21 protein-coding genes are annotated in these 22,599 nt (G+C 39.4%); 13 read left to right on the top strand and 8 right to left on the bottom strand.

Annotated features, from left to right (window positions below; genetic code table 11):
* The first annotated feature begins 106 nt into the window (after nucleotides 1-106).
* Nucleotides 107-1,390, top strand: coding sequence for a glutamate-1-semialdehyde 2,1-aminomutase (gene hemL, locus INP95_RS06990; protein WP_070590696.1), 1,284 nt, complete (start codon nucleotides 107-109; stop codon nucleotides 1,388-1,390).
* A gap of 46 nt (nucleotides 1,391-1,436) precedes the next feature.
* On the opposite strand, the gene glnD is transcribed toward hemL, so the two are convergent.
* Both glnD and map read right to left on the bottom strand, forming a co-directional pair.
* Entirely contained in the window at nucleotides 1,437-4,022 is a 2,586-nt protein-coding gene (gene glnD, locus INP95_RS06985; protein ID WP_070590700.1) for a bifunctional uridylyltransferase/uridylyl-removing protein GlnD, read from the bottom strand.
* A gap of 62 nt (nucleotides 4,023-4,084) precedes the next feature.
* Nucleotides 4,085-4,888, bottom strand: a complete 804-nt coding sequence (gene map, locus INP95_RS06980; protein ID WP_070590703.1) for a type I methionyl aminopeptidase — start codon at nucleotides 4,886-4,888, stop codon at nucleotides 4,085-4,087.
* A gap of 125 nt (nucleotides 4,889-5,013) precedes the next feature.
* Between map and erpA the strand changes: the two genes are divergently transcribed.
* The 12 genes from erpA (at nucleotide 5,014) to INP95_RS06920 (ending at nucleotide 16,981) form a co-directional block, all read left to right on the top strand.
* The gene (gene erpA / locus INP95_RS06975) at nucleotides 5,014-5,361 is read left to right on the top strand and encodes an iron-sulfur cluster insertion protein ErpA (protein WP_005696219.1); all 348 of its coding nucleotides are present in this window, start codon (nucleotides 5,014-5,016) and stop codon (nucleotides 5,359-5,361) included.
* A gap of 1 nt (nucleotide 5,362) precedes the next feature.
* The gene (locus INP95_RS06970) at nucleotides 5,363-5,716 is read left to right on the top strand and encodes a YacL family protein (RefSeq protein ID WP_032822421.1); all 354 of its coding nucleotides are present in this window, start codon (nucleotides 5,363-5,365) and stop codon (nucleotides 5,714-5,716) included.
* Between the two features lie 24 nt (nucleotides 5,717-5,740).
* Entirely contained in the window at nucleotides 5,741-8,140 is a 2,400-nt protein-coding gene (gene mrcB, locus INP95_RS06965; protein WP_070590706.1) for a penicillin-binding protein 1B, read from the top strand.
* Nucleotides 8,141-8,359: 219 nt separating this feature from the next.
* A complete protein-coding gene (locus INP95_RS06960; RefSeq protein WP_197560407.1) occupies nucleotides 8,360-10,267 on the top strand; it encodes an FTR1 family iron permease in 1,908 nt (635 codons plus the stop codon).
* A gap of 28 nt (nucleotides 10,268-10,295) precedes the next feature.
* On the top strand, nucleotides 10,296-10,817 hold the full coding sequence (locus INP95_RS06955; RefSeq protein ID WP_070590714.1) for an iron transporter: 522 nt from the start codon (nucleotides 10,296-10,298) through the stop codon (nucleotides 10,815-10,817).
* A 114-nt stretch (nucleotides 10,818-10,931) separates the two neighbouring features.
* A complete protein-coding gene (locus INP95_RS06950) occupies nucleotides 10,932-12,326 on the top strand; it encodes a Fe-S-containing protein (RefSeq protein WP_197560406.1) in 1,395 nt (464 codons plus the stop codon).
* Entirely contained in the window at nucleotides 12,326-13,666 is a 1,341-nt protein-coding gene (locus INP95_RS06945; RefSeq protein ID WP_197543210.1) for an ABC transporter permease, read from the top strand. Before INP95_RS06950 ends, INP95_RS06945 begins: the two co-directional genes overlap by 1 nt.
* Nucleotides 13,653-14,786 (top strand): ABC transporter permease, encoded by a 1,134-nt coding sequence (locus INP95_RS06940; protein ID WP_005697665.1) that lies wholly within the window; start codon nucleotides 13,653-13,655, stop codon nucleotides 14,784-14,786. Before INP95_RS06945 ends, INP95_RS06940 begins: the two co-directional genes overlap by 14 nt.
* 1 nt (nucleotide 14,787) lies before the next feature.
* On the top strand, nucleotides 14,788-15,459 hold the full coding sequence (locus tag INP95_RS06935) for an ABC transporter ATP-binding protein (RefSeq protein WP_197560405.1): 672 nt from the start codon (nucleotides 14,788-14,790) through the stop codon (nucleotides 15,457-15,459).
* Complete coding sequence (locus INP95_RS06930; protein WP_197560404.1) at nucleotides 15,449-15,928, top strand: TlpA family protein disulfide reductase; 480 nt, start codon at nucleotides 15,449-15,451, stop codon at nucleotides 15,926-15,928. Before INP95_RS06935 ends, INP95_RS06930 begins: the two co-directional genes overlap by 11 nt.
* A gap of 5 nt (nucleotides 15,929-15,933) precedes the next feature.
* Nucleotides 15,934-16,257 carry a c-type cytochrome gene (locus tag INP95_RS06925; protein ID WP_049373315.1) on the top strand — a complete coding sequence of 108 codons (324 nt, stop codon included), beginning with the start codon at nucleotides 15,934-15,936 and terminating at the stop codon, nucleotides 16,255-16,257.
* Between the two features lie 100 nt (nucleotides 16,258-16,357).
* Nucleotides 16,358-16,981 (top strand): PM1805 family lipoprotein, encoded by a 624-nt coding sequence (locus INP95_RS06920; RefSeq protein WP_111387819.1) that lies wholly within the window; start codon nucleotides 16,358-16,360, stop codon nucleotides 16,979-16,981.
* Between the two features lie 55 nt (nucleotides 16,982-17,036).
* On the opposite strand, the gene INP95_RS06915 is transcribed toward INP95_RS06920, so the two are convergent.
* From INP95_RS06915 to INP95_RS06890, 6 genes are all read right to left on the bottom strand, one after another.
* A complete protein-coding gene (locus tag INP95_RS06915) occupies nucleotides 17,037-17,858 on the bottom strand; it encodes an ATP-grasp domain-containing protein (protein WP_197560403.1) in 822 nt (273 codons plus the stop codon).
* 70 nt (nucleotides 17,859-17,928) lie between these two features.
* Nucleotides 17,929-18,363, bottom strand: a complete 435-nt coding sequence (locus INP95_RS06910) for a pseudoazurin (RefSeq protein WP_197560402.1) — start codon at nucleotides 18,361-18,363, stop codon at nucleotides 17,929-17,931.
* 12 nt (nucleotides 18,364-18,375) lie between these two features.
* Nucleotides 18,376-19,149: an ABC transporter ATP-binding protein gene (locus tag INP95_RS06905; RefSeq protein WP_005696236.1), complete on the bottom strand. Its 774-nt coding sequence runs from the start codon at nucleotides 19,147-19,149 to the stop codon at nucleotides 18,376-18,378.
* The gene (locus tag INP95_RS06900) at nucleotides 19,149-20,198 is read right to left on the bottom strand and encodes a FecCD family ABC transporter permease (protein WP_054418916.1); all 1,050 of its coding nucleotides are present in this window, start codon (nucleotides 20,196-20,198) and stop codon (nucleotides 19,149-19,151) included. Before INP95_RS06900 ends, INP95_RS06905 begins: the two co-directional genes overlap by 1 nt.
* A 15-nt stretch (nucleotides 20,199-20,213) precedes the next feature.
* Nucleotides 20,214-21,329 carry an ABC transporter substrate-binding protein gene (locus tag INP95_RS06895; RefSeq protein WP_049369299.1) on the bottom strand — a complete coding sequence of 372 codons (1,116 nt, stop codon included), beginning with the start codon at nucleotides 21,327-21,329 and terminating at the stop codon, nucleotides 20,214-20,216.
* A 98-nt stretch (nucleotides 21,330-21,427) separates the two neighbouring features.
* Entirely contained in the window at nucleotides 21,428-22,567 is a 1,140-nt protein-coding gene (locus INP95_RS06890; protein WP_049369301.1) for a cytochrome-c peroxidase, read from the bottom strand.
* Nucleotides 22,568-22,599 lie beyond the last annotated feature (32 nt).

The raw sequence follows: 22,599 nt of genomic DNA, 5'->3' as shown, positions 1-22,599 counted from the left end.
AATTTTTTGCAAAGGATAACATAAAGAAAAATCAGCACACAAAGGTTTTTCTCAAATTCAGTTTTTTAGTACAATATGCCCACTTTTAATATAAGGATTAAAAATCATGACAAAATCAACCGCACTTTTCTCTCGTGCACAAGAAGTTATTCCTGGTGGTGTAAACTCCCCTGTTCGTGCTTTTAAAGGCGTAGGTGGCACACCCGTATTTATTCAAAAAGCCAAAGGTGCTTACATTTACGATACCGAAGGCAAACAATATATCGATTATGTGGGTTCTTGGGGGCCAATGATTTTAGGTCACAATCACCCTGCTATTTTAGATGCTGTATTAAAAGCAGCGGAGAATGGTTTAAGCTTTGGTGCGCCAACACCATCTGAAATTGATTTAGCAGAATTAGTCTGTGAAATTGTGCCATCTATTGAGATGGTTCGTATGGTGAGTTCAGGTACTGAAGCAACCATGACTGCTATTCGTCTTGCGCGTGGTTATACAAATAGAAGCAAAATCTTAAAATTTGAAGGTTGTTACCACGGTCACTCTGATTCACTTTTAGTCAAAGCAGGTTCGGGGGCGTTAACACTTGGTCAACCAAGCTCTCCAGGTGTGCCTGAAGATTTTGCAAAACACACTTTAACTGCAGAATATAACAATCTTGATTCTGTTAAAAAATTATTTGAAGAATTCCCTAACGATATCGCTTGTGTGATTATTGAACCAGTTGCAGGTAATATGAACTGTGTTCCACCAAAAGAAGGATTCTTACAAGGCATTCGTGAAATTTGTGATCAATATGGTGCACTTTTCATTATTGACGAAGTCATGACAGGTTTCCGTGTTTCACTTGCGGGTGCACAAGCTTACTATGGTGTAACACCTGATCTTACCACATTAGGTAAAGTCATTGGTGGCGGTATGCCTGTGGGTGCTGTTGGCGGTAAAAAAGTGATTATGCAACACCTCGCACCAACCGGCCCTGTTTATCAAGCAGGTACTCTTTCTGGTAACCCGATTGCAATGGCTGCTGGTTTAGCCTGTTTAACCGAATTGAAAAAAGCAGGTAACGAGCAACACCTTGCAGAATTAACCACAAAACTTTGCGATGGCTTAAAAGCATTAGCTCAAAAACACAATGTGCCATTTGTGATTAATCATGTAGGCGGCATGTTTGGTATTTTCTTCACTGACCAAAAACAAGTTACCTCTTATGCAGAAGTCATGAAATGTGATACCGAAAAATTCAAAGTGTTCTTCCATAAAATGCTCGATCAAGGCATTTATCTTGCGCCTTCTGCTTTTGAAGCAGGCTTTATGTCTTTAGCTCATACAAATGAAGACATTGAAAAAACGCTTGCTGCCGCTGATACTGCATTTGCCGCAGTGGCTTAAAATATAAAAAGTGCGGTTAATTTTAACCGCACTTTTTTATTTCATATTACAAACGTTCATAGAGCACGGTTTCTAACAATCCCCTTTCCTCTTCAGTTAATGCGATTCCTTTTTCATTTGTCAAAATGAAGAAGTCTTCGGCTTTTTCCCCTACTGTCGTAATTTTTGCATTACAAAGATTGAGTTTTAACTCGGTAAAAATTTGACTGATTTGAGCCAATAAACCGGGTTTGTCTAAAGCAACGATTTCTAACTCCGTATGCTCTTTTTTGGTTTCTTTCAAAAAACGTACATCAGTTTTTACGGTAAAATGTTGCAACTGTCGATTATTTGCAAAAGACACAGATGGCAATTTTTCGCCTAATAAAACAGAGGTTAATACTGCTTCTAATTCTCGGCGACGTTCTGAACGAACCAACTCACCATTTAATTCTGTGATGATAAAGCTGTCGAATACATACCCATCATCGGATGTTAAAATTTGGGCATCATGAATACTGAATTTTTTCGCACCAATGGTTGAAACCACTTTATTAAATAAGTTAGCTTGATCAGGGCAATAAACGAAAATTTCAGTCCCACCGCTAGAAAAACGATTACTAATTTTAACCAGTACTTCACCATCAAATTCAGTTAATAACTCGGTATGCCATGCAATTTGTTTTGGGCTATTTCGTAAAAAATAATCATCAGGACAACGTTGCCAGAGTGCTAAGATTTTTTCTTCCGATAATTCTGGTTGATCTTCGGATAAAATTGCCAGCGCCAATTGGCGATTTTCAAGGATCTTTTCTTTATTATCTAATAATAAATTCATCCCTTGTCGGAATTGTTGCGACGTATAATCGTATAAAGAGGCAAAAAGAGAACGTTTCCAGCTATTCCACAAGGTACCGTTTGTTGCACAAATATCGGCAACCGTCAAACAAGTGAGATAATCTAAACGCACATGATTTTGTACACTTTCCGCAAAGCTCATCACAACTTCTGGATCATGAATATCTCGACGCTGTGCGGTAATTGACATGAGCAGATGTTCTTTCACCAACCAGATCATTGTTTCAATTTCTCGACGATCAAAACCATGCAAACGAGCAAAGTCAGCGATATCTTCAGCCCCTAACTCTGCATGATCCCCTCCTCGACCTTTCGCTATATCATGAAAAAGTGCGGCAACATAAAGCAAAGTGCGGTCAGAAATTTGGCTAAATATTTGATGGCAAATGGGATGGGATTCGGCTTCCTCTTCAGCTAAGAAACTTTCTAATTTCAACATCACTCGCAAGGTGTGCTCATCCACGGTGTAAATATGGAAGAGATCAAATTGCATCAAACCTTCAATTCCCTGCCATTGTGGCAAATAAGCCGTTAACACACCATATTGGTGCATTGGGAGAAATGCTCGCTGAATGGCTTTCGGTTGATTAAATAACCGAATAAATTTCTCTCTTGCTTCAGGAATATCACATAATTTCTGCGTCAAGCTTTCCAACGCAATCTGAAGTTGGCGTAATGTTGAAGAATGAATTTCAGCTTGTTCATGCTGCGTTAGATATAAAAATAGATCCAAAATACGATCTGGATAACGTAAAAACAGATCATTTTTACGTAAACACAAACTTTGATTTACTAGCTCAAAATTATCATCCAAAGGATGAATAGAAACCTCGCCATCCGTTGATAAAAAATGTTCTTTATAATGCTTAATCAGGATATCGGTTAAACGAGAAATCGTGCGTAAAGCTTGGAAAAAACGTTTCATCATTTTTTCGACACCACGGTTTCCGTCGCCTTCAAAACCAAGCATCTCGCTCACTTTGATTTGACGATCAAACAACAAACGGTTGTCATAACGTTTTAAAATCAAGTGTAAAGCGAACCGCACTTTAAATAAAAATTCTTGGCTTTCTAATAATTGTTGGTGTTCTGATGGATAAATAAAGCCACTTTTCAAAATGCCATCAAGGGTCATTTCCCCAGTGTGTCGTAATGCGATCCAATATAAAAGATGAAGATCCCGCAAACCACCTGGGCTGTATTTTAAATCGGGCTCTAAATTGTAACTGGTGTTATGATAGCGCTGATAACGTTCAATTTGCTCTTGAACTTTAGCATCAAAGAATGGTTTTACCGCCCAAAAATCTGGCTTTTTCAGTATTTCCTCTAAAGCATTAAAAAGGGATAAATCACCCGATAAATAACGAGATTCAAGCAAATTAGTGGCAATAGTAATGTCCTGTTTGCCTTCCTTTTCACATTCTTCTAAAGAACGAACACTATGCCCTACGTCAAATCCACAATCCCACAAGAACTGCACAAATTGAGCAATTTTTTCTTCCGTTTCAGACTCTCTTTCTTCTTTTGAAAGAATAAGAACATCTAGGTCAGATAAAGGAAAGATTTCTTGTCTGCCATAACCGCCTACTGCAATTAAGGTGAGATGAGCTTTATTTAATTCAAATTGCTGCCAAAGCTGTTTTAACAAATCATCACAAAATTGTGTACGGTTAGCGATCAGCTCAAAAACAGAATAATCAGCAAAATGCTGACGTTCCAATTCCTTTAAATTTTCACGCTGAATTTTGACCGCACTTGGCGTAAGTGGAGAGTCGAAATGATAAGGAAAAAGCATAGGTATTCCACAAACAAAACAATTATAAAAAAAAGCCCACTATCGTAGGCTTTTAGCTGAACTTAAAGGTTATTCATTATACGTTGAATTCGACCTTCCGCAATTTCTTCATCACGAATAGTCATCACTTCACAACCAGTTTCTGTCACAACAATTTGGTGTTCATATTGCGCTGAATGGCTACGGTCTTTGGTTTTTACCGTCCAACCATCACCCATAATGCGTACTTCTTTTTTACCCGCATTAATCATTGGCTCAATGGTGAATACCATACCCGGTTTTAAAACCACACCGCCGTCATCAGCATAATAGTGTAATACTTGCGGTTCACAGTGGAATTCAGTTCCTACACCGTGGCCACAGTACTCTCGTACTACGCTAAAGCCTTGGCTTTCAGTATATTTTTGTACCGCTTTACCAATTTCATTTAAACGAATACCCGGCTTAACCGTACGTAATCCCACATAAAGCGCTTCTTGTGCCGCTTCAACCAATTTTTGGCTACGAATATTGGTTTCACCCACAACATACATCTTAGAGTTGTCTCCGAAATAACCGTCTTTAATCACAGTCACATCAATATTGACAATATCACCACGTTTTAATTTTTTATCGTCGCTTGGAATACCATGGCAAACCACTTCATTTATAGAAATACAGGTTGCTTTAGGAAAACCATGATAATTTAAGCATGCAGGAATCACTTTTTGTACATTCACCATGTAATCGTGACAAATGCGATCCAATTCACCTGTGGTCACACCTTCTTTGACATAAGGTTCGATCATAACCAAGACATCAGACGCTAATTTACACGCTTCACGTAACTTAACAATTTCTTTTTCAGTTCTTAATGGAATGCCCATTATTTCTCCTTATTTAATTCAGATTTATTCGCATATAATAGCACTAATTCCGTGAAAAATCTTGAATGAATTAACAGGTTATTAGATAATACAAGGATTATTTTTAGGAAAGTGGGGATAGAGATATGTCAGATTTAGATATGGCCGTACCGCTAACTTTTACTGATGCGGCAGCCAATAAAGTAAAAAGTTTAATTAGCGAAGAAGAAAACAACGAATTAAAATTACGCGTTTATATTACCGGTGGCGGTTGCAGTGGTTTCCAATACGGGTTCACCTTTGACGACAAAGTCAATGAAGGCGACCTAACCATTGAAAAAGCCGGTGTGCAATTAGTGATTGACCCAATGAGTTTACAATACTTAATTGGCGGCACCGTGGATTACACTGAAGGCTTGGAAGGTTCTCGTTTTGTGGTGAACAATCCAAATGCAACCAGTACCTGTGGTTGCGGTTCGTCATTCAGCATCTAATATGGATTTTCAATTTACCCATTATCTAGGCAATGTGCATGCCAAATGTTCGATGGAACACATTGCTCTAGCCAATTGGTTTAATTCAGAAGTGCGGTCAAATCCTCAAGCGTTTTTGACCGCACTTTCTGCCTGTGAGCAGATTAAAAATAATGATGAAGTCACGCTGATTGGTTCCGAATACACGCTTTTTATCAATACCGATGAAGTGATGATTCGCGCCAACAACCTTGCAATTGAAACAGATGAAATTTTAGAAGACGACTTCCATTATTATGATGAAGAAAGTATCGCCTTCTGTGGTACAACAGACTTCATCCACTTTCTTAATGCCTATTTTGAATTTATTGCTTAACCTCATTCTCTGAAGCTAACTATTATGTCGGAAACGGAAAACACCTCATCAGAACAACAAGAAACACAAGCGCCAGATAAGCGCCGTTCTTGTAAAATCTTTTTAGCTAAAGCGACCTTTACTTTAGGGACGCTTGCCGTATTTTATGGTGGCTATTTAGACTGGCAAATTCGCTCAAAAATGGATGGCCAGATTTGGCGTTTACCGGCTGAAGTGTATAGTCGCTTAGAAAGTGTAAAACTGTCTGATAACCTTTCTTTTGACGAAGTGATTCAAATCTTATTGGATAACGAATACCGTCAAACTACTATGATTGCAGCACCGGGCGATTTTAAACTCGAAGAGGATACCATCGTATTACTTCGTCGAGCATTCCCTTATCCTGACAAGCCTGAACCTCAACGTGTATTGCGTTTACGTTTTACAGATAACAAACTTTCTCGTATTGAAGATTTAGTCAACGTCAAAGCGGTTGATGAATTCCGTCTTGCGCCTAAATTAATTGCCATGTTGGAATCAGATAATGAAGATCGCTTAGCGATTCCATTACAGCACTACCCTCGCTTACTCATTGATGCCTTATTACTCACTGAGGATCGCCGTTTTTATGATCATAACGGGATTAACCCTATCGGTATTATGCGTGCAATGATTGCTAATATTAGAGCGGGTCAAACGGTTCAAGGCGGCAGTACACTGACTCAGCAATTAGTGAAAAACTTGTTCTTATCTAGCGAACGTTCTATTACACGTAAAGCCAATGAAGCGTTGATGTCATTAGTATTAGATTGGCGATATGATAAAAACCGTATCTTAGAAACCTATCTTAACGAAATTTACCTTGGTCAAAATGGTGATATCCAAATTCACGGTTTTGCATTGGCAAGCCAATTCTATTTTGGTCGTTCTATCCGTGAAATTAGCCTTGACCAAATTGCCCTTTTAGTCGGCATGGTAAAAGGACCATCCCTTTATAATCCATGGCGAAATCCACAATATGCACTCGATCGCCGAAATGTGGTGTTAAAACTGATGCTTGATCACCAAATGATTGGGGATGAGTTGTATGAGATGTTGAGTAAACGTCCATTAGGCGTGCAAGCTAAAGGTCAAATTTCTCGTAAATACCCTGCTTTCATTCAAACATTGCAAGCCGATCTTCGCCGTCAATTAGGGGAAAATAAAACCTCTGCGCTACTTGGTGCGCGTATTTTCTCCACTATGGATTTAAAACAACAGGAACAAGCTGAAAATGCTGTGGTGAATACGGTTAATCAATTACAAATACAAACTAAAAATCCACATTTAGAAGGCGCAATGATTGTCGCGGATTATCACTCGGGTGAAATACGTGCTGTTGTCGGTGGATTACAAACAGAATATGCCGGATTTAACCGAGCCTTAATGTCAAAACGTCAAATTGGTTCTTTGGTAAAACCATCCATTTATTTGACCGCACTGATGAATCCGGAACAATTTCGTTTAAATACGCCAATTCAAAACCAGCCAATCACGATTTATGTTAAAGGTAGCCAACCTTGGCAACCTCGTAACTACGATCGCAAATACAGCGGTTCGGTGATGTTGATGGATGCCCTTGCTCGCTCGCTGAATATTCCAACGGTAAACATTGGGATGAAAGTCGGTTTAAGCAAAGTGATCGATACGCAAAAAGCCATGGGCTGGGATAATGTAGCCATTCCAAAAGTGCCTGCAACCTTGCTTGGTTCTTATAGTATTTCACCTTATGATGTGACCAAACTCTATCAAACCATTGCAAATCAAGGTGGCAAAATTGAGTTAAGTACCATTCAAAGCATTGCTGATCGCCAAGGGAATATTATTTACGAACACAATACCGTGCCGGATCAAGTGGTGCCGAGAGAGGCTGCTTATCAAACCTTATATGCGATGCAACAAACCGTAGAACGAGGTACCGCGCGTAGTTTACAAAATGATTACGCGGATCTTCGTCTTGCAGGTAAAACAGGCACCACCAATGATGCCCGTGATACTTGGTTTGTGGGGATTGATGGTAAAAATGTTAGCACCATTTGGCTAGGTCGCGATGATAACGGTGAAACTAAATTAACGGGTGCCTCTGGTGCACTACAAATCTATAAAGATTATTTAAACCGTGTGGTTATTGAAAAACTGAAACTCGGTCAACCTTCTACCATTAAATGGGTTGGCATCAATGCTTACGGCAGTTGGAGTTGTGGTAGCAGTCGGACGATCCCTGTATGGATAAATAAAGATCAAAACTTCTGCGCTTCTGCACCAACGACGAGTACGGCAACAGCTACCGCAGCGCAGACTACGCAATCGCCACAACCTGAGCAACCAGAATCCGCAAAACAAGAAAGTGTATGGGATGTGTTAGATAATAAAGCGCCTGTTGAAGAAGTTGCACCCGCTCAATAAACTCGCTTATTTTTGACCACACTTTTATATCTCCATAAAGCGCCTAACAAAGACGCTTTATTCTTTTAAGCATACAATAACCCTCTAGACATTTCCGACTCTTGTGAATTTTTTGATCTCCATCACAAAAATTAAAATTATTTATTGTCATTTCACTGATATCAAAAGATAATTATAAATAGGAATTAATTTCATTTTAGGTAATGAGGTAAATAGACGATGCTATTCCGTTCTATTCGATTTTTCTTTTTAATTTTTTCACTCGCCTTTTCTTCTTCTTCACTCTTTGCACAAGATAACTATCAACAATGGGTTGATGATATTACGGCTCGCTTAGATAAAACGTCTCAACTGCTCCAACAAGGCAATAAAGATGACGCCCGTACTGAAGTGCAAATGGCTTATTTTGAAGTCTTTGAAAATCTAGAAGGCCCAATTCGTATCAATTTCTCCGCACAAAAAAGTTACCAAATGGAAGCGACTTTTGGCGAGATCCGTAAAATGATTGGTGAAGGCAGTTCACAAAAAGAGATTCAGGCTAAAATCGATCAACTCAAAAAAGAATTACAAGAAGTGCTGCCATCATTGGTTGAAGGTCATCAACTCAATGCTGACGGACAACATGGCGTTTATGATAATCAAGCGATTGCCCCTTATTGGCAACAAAGTTTTAAAACCATTGATGATTTAATCGCTCAAGGGATCGATGCTTATCAAAATGGTGATCTTGCCAATGCCAAAAAATTGTTCCAACAAGCACAATATGATGGCTATAAAAACTCAGAAATGGAAATGTCCATTCGCCAAAATCGCTCTGCAGAAATCTCAGCTGCGATTAACCAACAGTTTTACAACATCATTCGTTTAAGCGAACAAGCCGATCAAATCACAGAGATTGGTTATCAAAGCACTCAATTATTACAAGATATTGAAGAAAACTTGCCTAACCTGCCAACGACACGTGAAGAACAAAATGTTCAATCCAATGCAGCACAGCAAGCAACTGATAACCAACAAGAGCAAGATTGGAATAAGATTAAACAAGAGATCAACCAACGTATCCAACAAGCGATTACCCTCTATCAACAAGGTGAAAGCAAAAAAGCGATTCTTTCCGTACAAGACACCTATTTCGACGTGTTTGAAAGCACTGGAATGGAAAACAAAGTAGGTTCTCGTGATAGTAACTTTAAAGCTGAACTTGAAGGCTACTTTACTCGTCTCGTGAGTTTAATGAAAGCTGAACAAGGTGATAAGTTACAAGCTCAAGCTGATGGCCTAAACCAGAATTTAACTAAAGCGGTTGAAATGTTACAGGGCGAAGAGCAAAGCGATTGGTCTATGTTCTTATATAGCCTTTTAATCATTCTTCGTGAAGGTTTAGAAGCCTTATTAATTGTTGCGGCTATCGTGACTTACTTAATTAAAAATAATCACCAAGATAAACTGCCGGTTATTCGTCAGTCTGTTTATGTGGCGCTAATTGCCAGTGTGGTTACCGCATTTATCTTCCAACTTATCTTTGAAAACTCGGGTCAAAACCGCGAATTACTCGAAGGCTTTACGATGATTTTTGCCGTCGTCATGCTCTTTATGATGAGTTACTGGTTATTGTCGAAAGTCGAAGCACAAAACTGGAAACGTTATTTAGAAGGTAAACTGTCTACTGCTCTTACTACTGGCTCACTCATTGGCCTATGGCTTACCAGCTTCTTAGCCGTATATCGTGAAGGGGCGGAAACGGTATTGTTCTATTATGCCCTTGTAGGTGATGCGAAAAGTGCGGTCAGTTTCATCTACCTTTTCGCAGGTATCATTGTCGGCGCAATTATTCTCACCATTTGCTACTTCGTGATGCGTTATACCGTGGTGAAATTACCGCTTAAACCATTCTTTATGTTTACGGGTTCATTTATGTACTTAATGGCCTTTGTATTCGCCGGTAAATCTGTTTTAGAACTCATTGAAGGCAAACTTTTCGAGCCAACGCTGATTAGCGGTATGCCTGAAATTTCGTGGTTAGGTATTTATCCTTATATGGAAACCTTGATTCCACAAGCAATCTTACTCGTCGCAGCCGTATTTGCTCTGTTTATTATGAAATATCAAAGCAAAAAAGCCGCGTAATACCCAACAATCCTTTAGGAGAAAAACAATGAAAAAAGCACTTTTAGCAACAGCATTATTTGCGGGTATTTTCACCGCATCTACTGCTAACGCATTCCAAGAATATCCAATCGGTGAAGCGGTAACCATGAATGAAATGGAAATTGCGGCGGTTTATCTCAAACCAATCGATATGGAACCACGTGGTATGGGTTTACCTGCTGCGAAATCAGATATCCACTTAGAAGCGGACATCCACGCAGTAAAAGGTAATAAAAATGGCTTTGGTGATGGTGAATGGATGCCTTACTTAACCATCAACTATACTTTAGTAAATGCTGATACGGGTGAAAAACAAGAAGGTACCTTCATGCCAATGGTAGCGGGTGACGGTCCTCACTACGGTGCTAACGTGAAAATGATGGGCGTGGGTAACTATAAATTAACTTACCACATCGACCCACCATCAAAAGCGGGTATGCACCGTCATACCGACTCTGAAACAGGTGTTGGTCGTTGGTGGAAACCATTTGATGTTAACTATGAATTCAAATTCACTGGCATCAAATAATCTAAGGTAAATCTCATTTTACCGACTTGCCTTCCCTTGTTTGTCAGGGGAAGGCAATAGCATTTCATTTAACCTTAAAATATCGTCTGTTTTATCCTATTAAATGGTCAAACTATGAATTATTTTTTTACTTTTTTCCTTCAAGCACTTTTACCCTTTTCATTACTGCTCGGTGTTTATCACAGCAAACAATCCGCTGTGAGTGCAAAAAAAATAATTTGGCTTAGCTTATTTGGCTTTACTGCCGGTATCGTACTACGTCTTAGTTTACCTACGGGACAAATGACCAATTTAGTGCTCAATGGCGTAATATTGGCACTATTGTTTATCTTTGCCTTATGTTTAATTTTCGGTAAAGGTCGCTTACCGGCCTTCTGGCAAACGGTATTAATGCTTATCGCAGGCAGCTTCTGGGCAAAAGATCCTAACATTACCGCGCTTGTTTCTACTGATGTCATCAACACAGACTCAATCCTGCACATAAGTGCGGTCATTTTTGCCTTTGTTTTTTGTTTATGTTTACAAGGTTGGATCGATTTACTTTTAAAACAAGCGGGAAAAACACAACAAAAATCGACCGCACTTTTAAAAGGTGTAATGGGCCTTCTCTTAATTTGCTTACTGGTTCCACTTATTGGCGAACTCTTATTAATTTTAATGAAGCTTCAAGTGCTTGAACTCACCAAACTACGTTTAAGCTTTGTTGCGAAATCTGGCGAAATTACTCGCTGGTTGAATTACATCTGTGCTGCCTTACTCTTCGTTGTACTTGCCATCTTCTACAGCAAAATTCATTTATCACGCAAGCAACAAGTTAATGCGACACAAGAACCTATTGAAAAACGCCAAAAATTAGCCGCATTGCGTACCTCCTCTCGCTTACTTGGTTGGGGCTATTTGGCCTTAGCGATTATTTTTGCTACACAGCTTTATTGGGAGCAAATTGCTTCTCGTCCACCACAACTTTCAGAAGCGATTCCTTTGACCTTAGATGAAAAGCAACAAGTCCATATTCCAATTGAGCAAGTAAAAGATGGCAAATTGCATCGTTTTGTTTGGATTGCTGATGACGGTAAAGCCGTACGTTTCTTTGTCATTAATCGTCAACCAGATAAATTGAGTCTAGCTGCGGTATTTGATGCCTGCTTGCTTTGTGGTGACCAAGGCTATGTGATGGAAGGTAACCAAGTCGTTTGTGTAGGCTGCGGCGTACATATGTTTATTCCATCTATTGGTAAACCGGGTGGCTGTAATCCTGTGCCGATTGAAGATTGGCAACAAACTGAGACTGAAATTCTCATTAATCGAACCAGCTTAGAAGAAGGGTTAAATTTATTTAGCACGATTGTTGAAATCGATGTAAAAGATCCGATTAGTGGCGCCCAAATGAAAAACACTAAAACGGAACACAAATATAATTACGAAGGTAAAACTTACTTCTTTGAAAGTGAGAAAAATCTTGATTTATTCCGTGATAACCCTGAAAAATATTTAGGTAAGGGGGAATAATGCTAGCAAGAATGTTATTTCAATCTTGGCGCTTCAGCATTAAACGTAAACTGTTGGCCGTTATTACTATTTTCTTAGCGGCTGGCTTAGTCTCTGCGCTCTTGGCGGTATCCATTGATATTGGCGATAAAATGGCAAAAGAGCTCAAATCTTACGGAGCCAATATTTTAGTTGAACCTGCAAGTAATGCAGCCTTGCCTGATGAACTCAGTCATAACGCAGATTTAAGTAGCCAAGATTTTCTCGATGAAAAAGAGCTGCCGAATATTAAAGATATTTTCTGGCGAAATAATATCGTAGGTTTTGCACCGTTATTAAGTGCAGATGTAAAAGCGGAAACGCTTTCCACAAACACTCACGATAAATCAACCGCACTTGGACAAATTAATGTGTTAGGTACGTTTTTCGATCACAACATCCCTGTACCAGATGAAGATGATTACCACACAGGACAAAAAATCATTAGTCCTTATTGGCATGTGCAAGGGGAATGGGTCAACGATCTTGAAACACCTCAAGGAGAATTTATTCCTGCATTGATTGGTGAGCAATTGGCTCAACGAACTGGCTTAAAACAAGGTGATAAAATCCAGCTTCGCTATCAAAATAATGAGCTAGATAATCAAAGTGCGGTTGAAATTACCGGTATTTTATCCACGGGTGGGACTGAAGATAATCAATTAGTCATGCCGCTCAACGCTGTGCAAAAATTACTGGGCTTAGAAGGAAAAATTCAATCAGTTAAAGTCTCTGCGCTTACCGTACCAGAAAATGATCTTTCTCGTAAAGCCCGTGCTAATACCGATGCATTAGATGCGGAAGAGTACGATCGTTGGTATTGTACGGCTTATGTCTCTTCTATTTCACATCAGTTAGAAGAAGCCATTTCTGGTGCTATTGTTCGCCCAATTTGGCAAGTTGCCGCATCAGAAGGGGTCGTCATTGGTAAAATCCAGTTATTGCTTGCTGTCGTGACTCTCGCCGCTTTAATCGCGGCAGCTATGGGGATTGCCTCATTAATGAGTACAGGGATCATTGAGCGTTCAAAAGAAATTGGTTTAATGAAAGCGTTAGGCGCATACCAATGGCAAATCGCGTTATTGTTTTATTGTGAAGCCATTATCAGTGCCTTAATTGGTGGTTCGCTTGGTTGTATTGCTGGTTGGGGCTTAGCAAGATTTATTGGATCTGCGCTATTTGGTGTTCCGCTCAGTTTTGCTTGGATTGTAATCCCTTGCGTATTGATGCTGTCTATTTTAATTGCTGTAGTGGGTACTTGGTTCCCTGCTCATCGTATTGCCAAACTTTACCCTGTGGAGGTGCTCTATGGCCGCCAATAAAAGTATGTTTTGGCGTTTAATCTTCCAAGCATTACGCCTACGCTTACAACGAGTATTTATTATCTTCTCTGCCCTGACTGTTGGTGCGTCCATTGTGACAGCAATGGCTGCGGTCTATTTCGATATTAATACCAAAATGAGCCAAGAGCTCCGTACCTTTGGGGCAAACTTTTACATCGGTGCAGCCAATGGTGGATTGATGAAAGAACGCCAATTAAAGCAAATTCTGCACAATGCACCGGATAATTTCATTACCGCTGCCAGTCCTTATTTATATGGTGTTGCGCGAAGTGATTTAGAAAAAATCGTGATTATGGGCGTCTGGTTTGAAGATATGCGTGTGCTTGCACCTTATTGGCAAATTACCGGCTCAGCCATTAATGTAAATTTTGATGATCGCAATGCCATGATTGGGAAAACCTTAGCGGAACGCCTCAATTTAGGCGTCGGAAGTAAATTAACGCTGTCTAAAAATGCGGTTGAAAAACATGAATTCACAATAAAAGGTATTGTTGAGGCAGGTGATGCCACAGACAACATGCTAATCGTGAATTTAGAGTTTGCCCAAAATTGGTTGGATAAAGAAGGATTAGCCAACAACGCCTTACTCAATGTAAAAAATGAACAAGGTAATGTCGCACAATTTGCCCAAGACATTATGCAACATCAACCCGATCTGACGGCTCGACCGATTCGAAAAGTCTCCGCTTCAGAAGGACAGATTTTAGATAAAATCAAAGGATTGATGGGCTTAATCTCATTGGTCATTTTGATTCTCGCGACCCTTTGTGTGAACACCACGTTGATTGCAATTGTTGGTGAGCGAGCAAAAGAATTTGCGCTACAAAAAGCCCTAGGTGCCAAACAAAGTGACATCATTAAACAGATTAGTACCGAGATTCTCATCATAGCACTTTGTGCAATTGTCGCGGGACTGATTCTCGGCTACATCTTGGCACAATTACTTGGATTAACCGTATTTAAATCTTACATTGATATGCGTCTACCGGTTATTCCAATTACTATCGTCTTATCGTTATTGGTTGCCTTTATTGCGGTGATTGTACCAACCAAACGCGCTTTAAATATCCAAACCGCAAATGTATTAAAAGGGGAATAAAATGAGTGAATTTGTAATTGAAACGCAACATTTATATAAACGATTCGGGCAAGTCACCGCTTTAGAAGATATTAATATTAAAATTCGCCAAGGTGAATTTATTGCGATAATGGGTGCATCAGGTTCCGGTAAAACAACGCTGATGAATATTCTGACCGGCTTAGATACGGCTAGTGAAGGTAAAGTCATTCTAGATGGTGTCGATGCGGCACAATTGGATGAAATCGGTCGTCAGCGTTTCCGTGCAGAAAAAATTGGTCTAGTCTTCCAACAATTCCATTTAATTCCTTATTTGACCGCACTTGAAAATGTGATGCTGGCTCAGCACTATCACAGTGTGACTGATGAAGCCGCGGCTAAAGCGGTACTCGAACAAGTGGGATTAGGTCATCGTATTGATCACCGTCCAAGCCAACTTTCTGGGGGCGAACAACAACGGGTATGTATTGCTCGCGCGTTGGTGAACCAACCACCAGTCATTTTTGCCGATGAACCTACGGGTAATCTCGACGAAAAAAATGAAGCGCTTGTACTGGATTTACTACAAGAATTAAATCGCCAAGGGAGAACCATTGTGATGGTGACACACAATCCAGAATTGGGTGAGTTAACCGATCGTGTTATTTATCTCCATCACGGAAAATTTGTAAAAGAGGAAATTCATGAAAAATAAATTCGTCAAACTACTAGCCATAAGTGCGGTCATTTTTGGCAGCGTTTCTTGTAAAGATGAAGTCGCTGCAATTGGTCAAAAAGCACCAGACATCGCTGCCTATGATTTACAAGGTAAAGAAGTGAAACTTAATGATTGGAAAGGCACTCGCTTACTGACATTCTGGTCTGAAACCTGTGGACGATGTGTCGCAGAACTAAAAGAATTCGAAAAATTGGCCGAAGCTAATCCAGATAAAGTTCAGCTTATCGCCATAAATGTGGATGGGGATAAAGTGGATACCAAAGCCGTGGTCGCCAAACGTCAGCTTACGTTACCGGTTATCAAAGACCAATTAAAAATTACTGCTGAACGCTATCAGCTTATCGGTACGCCAACAAGTTTTGTAATTACACCTGAAGGTAATATTCAGGCTAAATATGAAGGCGCGATTCCCGCAGAAGATTTAGATAAATTATTTAAAGGCTAGCCAAAATGAAAAAACGAATTTACTTACTCTCTACACTTTTACCTGTTTTAGGCTTTTTATTTGCCCCTCCTGCCCTTTCTGCCGAAGCTGACTTAGTGAAAGCAGAAAAGGTATATAAACGCTCTTGTGCAACTTGTCATGGGAAACAAGGCGAAAAACCAGCGATGGGTGAATCCAAAATTATTAATCAATTAAAACCAGAAGAAATTTCAACCGCACTTTTAGAACGAAAAGCAGGAAATATTCCTAGTGCAGGAAGCCCGGCAAAACAACGTTTAAGTGAGCAAGATATTCATAATTTAAGTGAATATATTCAAACACTAAAATAGTTTTTGAATTTTTTTTAAACTAATTCTAAAATGTACGGTCTTAGAAGGGGCTTAGTTTTACAAGCTAAGAAATTTTTATTGTATCAATAAAGGATTTTTTATGAACAAATTCACTAAAATCAGCGCAACTGCATTATTTGCATTATTCTTAACTGCTTGTGATAAACCAGCAGATAAACCAGCTCCAGCAAAACCTGAAACCACTCAGCCTGCACCGGAAGCTAAACAAGAAGCGGCTCAACCTGCTGAAGCTGCAAAACCAGCTGAAGCTACACCAGCGCAAGAACAAGCTGACTACAACAAATTACTTGAATGGAACGCAAGCCAAGCGCAAGCTCAAATGGCTGCTCAACAAAAACTTCAATCTGATTTAACTGCGGCTGTTCAAGCAAAAGATGACAAAAAAATTGAAGAAGCAATCAAAACGTTCAACAAAACTGTTGAAGATACAATTGCAAGCTTAGATAAATTAGATATTACAGCACCTTCAGTGAAAAGCATTAAAGATCAAAATAAAGAAGTGCTTTCATTATCAAGCGAATTATTAGTTGATCAATTAAACTTAGCAACTAAAGCGCCAACTGAAGAACAAACTAAAGCTTACCAAGCTAAAGTTGAAAAACTACAAGCTGCAGTAGCTAAATTACAAAAAGACGGTGCTGATTTAGCACAAAAATTTGCACCTGCAGCCCCAGCTGCTCCAGCCGCTCCAGCTGCAAAATAATTAATCGTTAAGATGAAAAAAACCTTACTGTAAAAAGTAAGGTTTTTTTATGCGCTTATTTTAGTATTCTGCTTTTCAACACATCCACAAATCGTTCTGTCGCCCCTTCCCAACGATCTAAATATAGCGCTGGCTCAATCAACTCTAATTCATTCAATAAAAATGCATTGTTAATAATCGTTCCATCTACGCGGGCATAAACAGGCATTTCAGGCAATTTATGTAAAACATGACGAGCGGTTTCAATGATATGGCTATCAACCTCAACAGGGATAATTTCAACTTTATATTGTGAATTCGCTCGCCATTCATTTTGAGGTGGCTGTCGGCGAATAGCATGACTAAATACACCATTGAAAAAAATCAAACTAGTTTCACCATTTGTTGCCACTTCAGGAATAAACGGCTGTAGCACAACTTGCTCACCATACGCAGAAAGATTAGGTAACGCTTCACCTTGTTTGAGTTTTGTCACTAAATTACCGCTCTGCCCTACAGCAGGTTTAATCACAAATTCAGGCCAATCTTGGCTTTCAAGTGCGGTCAAAATTTCAGATGTTTTTGGTGAACAAATAAGGGTTGGGATAACATTGACACCCCAATTCTGTAAATCACATAGATAGCCTTTATGACTATTCCACAACATTAATTCCGCAGGATTGATGAACGCATTCTTATGCTGTTTAATCCATTGAGTAAATTCATCATAAAAATTTGCATAATCCCATGCGGCTAAAGGCAGAATAAAATGGCTCTGTAATGTTTCTTGCCAAGGTAAAAATTGAGTAGGAATACCTTGATCAGAAAGTTGTGTTTGAACAGGAATAAGATTTTGAGGAGCCGAAGGATAAGTTTTGCAAGTGGTGATTGTAAGCATAGTAAATAATAACGGATTTAAACATAAAGAAGATGCGCCAATCATCAAACTGGCGCATCGATTTCAATAATTATTTTACTTGAGCAAAATATTTTTCAAGACGACCTTTGTTCGTCATAGATTTTTTCTCAAGGTCTTTCACCACTTTCTCTGCTTGTTCTTTGTTTGATAGATTATCACCCACTTGAATCACACCATTCATATTCATTGAACGGTGTACTGGGCAAGTATAAACATAAACACCTTCTTTATCTAAAGTGATCGTGAGTTCCTGATCTTCTTCAGATTGGAATTTTTGTGCACCTTCAGGAATCGCTTTACTGTGTACAAAGTGGCTTTTATTTTCCGGACGAAATGTCACTGTATCACCTGGTTGTACTTTTAAATAACCCGGTTCAAAAACCATTGAGCCTTCACTGTTTGAATTCAACATTTTGATGTCATGATGAGCGGCTTGAGCAGCAAAACTTAAACCTAATAATGCTGCAAGTGCGATTTTCTTCATTTTCATTTCCTTCTAAGAATGTGCTGATTTACGTTGTGGACGAACCACCGGCAAACCTGCGCTACATTGTAATAATTCAACGTTTACACGATATAAACGATTAATGGTTTCAACTTGTAAAACATGATGCGCATCGCCCACGCCTTGCACTTTACCTTCACCAAGTAAAATCAACTCATCTGAAAATTGAGCGGCAAGACTTAAATCATGTAATACCATTATAGTAATCAGATTTTTCTGTTTCGTATAGGTGTAAACTTCTTCTAATAGATTAAGCTGATGATGCATATCTAACGCACTCACCGGCTCGTCTAACATTAAAATCTGTGGCTCACGTAATAAAACCTGGGCAAACATCACCATTTGACGCTGTCCACCACTGAGATTCAGAATATCACGATGGGCTAAATGACCAATGCCTAATTGTGCCATAATACTTGCTGCTTCAGTGAGAAGCTCATCGCTTACTCGCATCGTTAGACTATCCATTCGTCCCAAAAGGACAACTTCAAGTGCGGTCAAGCTTGCATCTACTCGGCTATCTTGAGGCATATAACCAATTGGTTTACGCCAATCTGCTAACTTCGTCCGTTCTAGCTGTTTGCCTTGATAGGTAATCATTCCTTCATGTGGTAATTCACCAAAAATGGTTTTCAGCATGGAGGATTTTCCCGTGCCGTTTGGCCCAAGCACCGTGTAAACTTTACCTTCTTCAAAACGGACATTAATGTGATCAGCAACGGTGAGATCACCTCGTTTTACCGTAAGATTCTTTAATTCTAACATTATTGTCCCCTCTTGTTATTTAAAATAATCCAAAAGAAGAAAGGCACCCCAATAAACGAGGTAACAATCCCTACTGGGAATAATGCACCAGGGATAATAACTTTGGATAATACCGAAGAAAGGGATAAGAATGCTGCACCGACTAACATTGCGCCCGGTAAGAAGAAACGTTGATCTTCACCAAGTAACATTCGAGCAACATGTGGTGCAACTAAGCCGATAAAGCCAATCACGCCAACGAAACTAATTGCTGTCGCCGTCATCATTGCGACAAGAACTAATACCTTGATACGTAATACTTGCAAATTGATACCAAGACTTGCTGCACGATCTTCACCTAAACGAAGTGCGGTCAATTTCCAAAGCTCTTTTGAAAGTAATGCTACGCATATCGTTGTCACAACAGTAATGATGACTAAGCTTTGCCACGTGGCTTTATTTAAGCTACCAAATAGCCAAAACAGAATTTGCTGCGAGACTTCGGGAGCCGAAATAAATTGTACTAATGAGAGTAAGGATTGGAAAATAAAGAGCAATGCAATCCCTACCAGTACGAGCATTTCAGAATTAAAACGACGTTTAGACGCGAACAAGAAAAGAATCCCTGACGCAAGCATGGTCATGACAAACGCACCAATTGGCACTGCAATTTGTACCGGTAAACCAAAACTTCCGAAAGCAATCACAACAGAAGCCCCAAAACCTGCTGCTGCAGCGAGTCCTAATGTATAAGGACTTGCCATAGGGTTATTTAATAAGGTTTGGATCTCTGCCCCACCTACAGCCAATGTTGCCCCGACTACAAGCGCCATCAATGCCATCGGTAAACGTAAATTATGCACAATATTGTTAGTCATTTTATCGACTTCACCGATGCCGAATAACGCATTCACAACTTCAGATACCGATAGCATCGCTGGGCCTGTCATCACGTCGAGAATAAGACTGATCACACCAATCACAAGAAAAGATAAAATAACAAACCAGCGTTTGCGTTCAAGCTTACGCTGGTTAGCCACAATATCTGCTACAACAGAATTGTTTTTCATTGATTAACGTTTCCTTTATTTGGTTTCAGGGAAAAGATAAATCGTACCTTCCGGGGTAACCGGTAAGTAGTTTTTATAGAAGTTTAAGTAAGTTTGTTGCGGATCTAAATCTTTAAATAGATCAGGATAAGCGGCTTTAGCCACAAACTGAACTGAAGCACTGTCAGATAACGTACGAGAGTTCGCATGATAGGCTGCGTAAACACGGTTGTTTTTCACTGCCGGTAATTCAGCCCAACCCGCACGATGTTTGAATGCGTTTAAACGACGTTCTGCTTCTGCTTTTTCAATACCAAAGCCCATTACCATACCGTCTTGATTTTTCTTCAATTCAGTTTCACGGCCTGTAATAATAATTGCATCCGGTTTCGCGGCTAACACTTTCTCTGCAGCCAACGTACCCCATTTGCCAATTTCTGCAGGCGCCACGTTTTCTGCACCAACAAGGCTAATCATAGAGCCCCACATGCTAGAGAAGAAAGTCATACCTTGTTCAGCTGGGCCACCACGACCAAACTCTACATACACTTTTGGTTGTTTTGCTAATTTTGCATTTTTAACCGTAGTCTGGATATGTTCAACAATGTCTTTGTATTCTTTCGCAATTTTTGCTGCGCGATCTTTCTGACCTGTTAATTCGCCAATAATTTCAGTAGATTTAATGTGCTTATCTAAGGTTTGAGCATTGTAATCTAATACCACAATTGGAATGCCCGCTTCATTAATGGCATCTAAATCAGAACCTAACATTTCGTACTGCCAATCAGCTAAGACTAAAAGATCAGGTTTTAATGAAAGCACTTTTTCCACAGAGAATGTGCCTTCTTCCACTTCACCCACATCATCTAATTGATTCAATTTTGGCACCGCTTTGCTGAATAACTCCCAGCTTGCTGGTGCCCAAGAAGACCATACTTTCTTAGAAAAACCGACAACGTTATCTAACGCTTTGTCACCACCAACTGCCATATAATCTTGATAATAGAAACCAAGTACCACGCGTTTTGCCGGTAAATCAACAGTGACTTCACGATCAAGTATATCTTTTACTTTCACGGGGTCAGCATTGGCAAAACCTGCACTTAAACCAAGAATAGTAGCAATCGCTAAAGTTGAAAAACGTTTTTTCATAAGAAAAATCTCCTGAGTAAAATCAAGAAAGTAAATGATAATAATTATCGATGCGAATAATACCGAAAACGATTGCTAAATTCAACTCAGGCGATTAATTATTCTTCGTAAGCTTCGTCAGTTAATGTTTTTAAGAATGCTTCTAATGCGTTAATCTCTTCATCTGTAAACGGTTTTGCTTTTAAAACATCAGGATTGATGGTTTGAGCATATTCGGCTTTCTCCCACGCTTTTCCTGTTTCAGGATTGATTTTACGATTAGGATTATTAAAACTGTCTTTAAATAACAAAACAGTTTTTAAATCACGGAAAACGCCGTTATGCATATAAGGTGCAGTGACACTGATGTTACGCAAAGTTGGCACTTTAAATTTGCCTTTTTGCTTTTTATCGCCTTTCACCATCGGATTATCCAATAGCCCATTATCCACAAAATCGGCAGCTAATTTGTTGTGCTTAATTAATTCTTGATTACTTGGTACGCCGATATTGAAATAGCGGTAATTCGTAAAGGTTTCTGTTGCTGAATTCGCTTCACTTGATTGGTGGCAGTTACTACAATTTGTGCGTGTTTTATCGAAAAATAATGCCTTACCTTTAGATTCAAGTGCGGTCAATTCTGCTTCACCTTTTAAAGCACGATCATATTTTGAAGAGAATTGCGCAAATAATTCCTGTTTTTCGAACTCACCAATGGCTTTTTCCATGATGGCATAAATCTTGTCGGCATCTGCCCAAATGCTTTCGCCATAAAGATCTGTAATAGGTTTATAATAAGTCGGATCCGCTTTTAAACGTTCAACAATAGCTTTCTTATCTGGCATGCCCATCTCTACTGGGTTTACTGGTGGTCCGCCTGCTTGCTCGGCTAAATCTTTCGCTCGGCCATCCCAGAACTGTCCGCCTACATAATCTTGAATTTTTTTATCGAAATGAAAATTCGGTGAGAACATCGCATAAAGCGCAGTATTGGCATTGCGATTACCATGAAGATGAGGATTATCCCCTTCTGAGACCATTTGATTTGCAGAATTCTTACGTTGATCCACAAAAGCGGTATCTGGACTATGACAGGTTGAACAGCTTTGTGTTTTATTAAAAGAAATCGATTTATCAAAAAACAACACTTCACCGAGTGCTTTATAATCCAATTCTTTTTTCGTAACTTGATCAGCCAATGCATAGCTACTCTGCATCAAAGGTGCAAACAATAAAATAGAAAGCCATTTTTTTTGCATCGTGTTCTCCAAATATTCAAATTATAGATAAA

This window comes from Haemophilus parainfluenzae, assembly GCF_014931375.1.
Taxonomy (GTDB): Bacteria; Pseudomonadota; Gammaproteobacteria; order Enterobacterales; family Pasteurellaceae; genus Haemophilus_D.
This window is presented reverse-complemented; position numbering and strand designations above follow the sequence as displayed.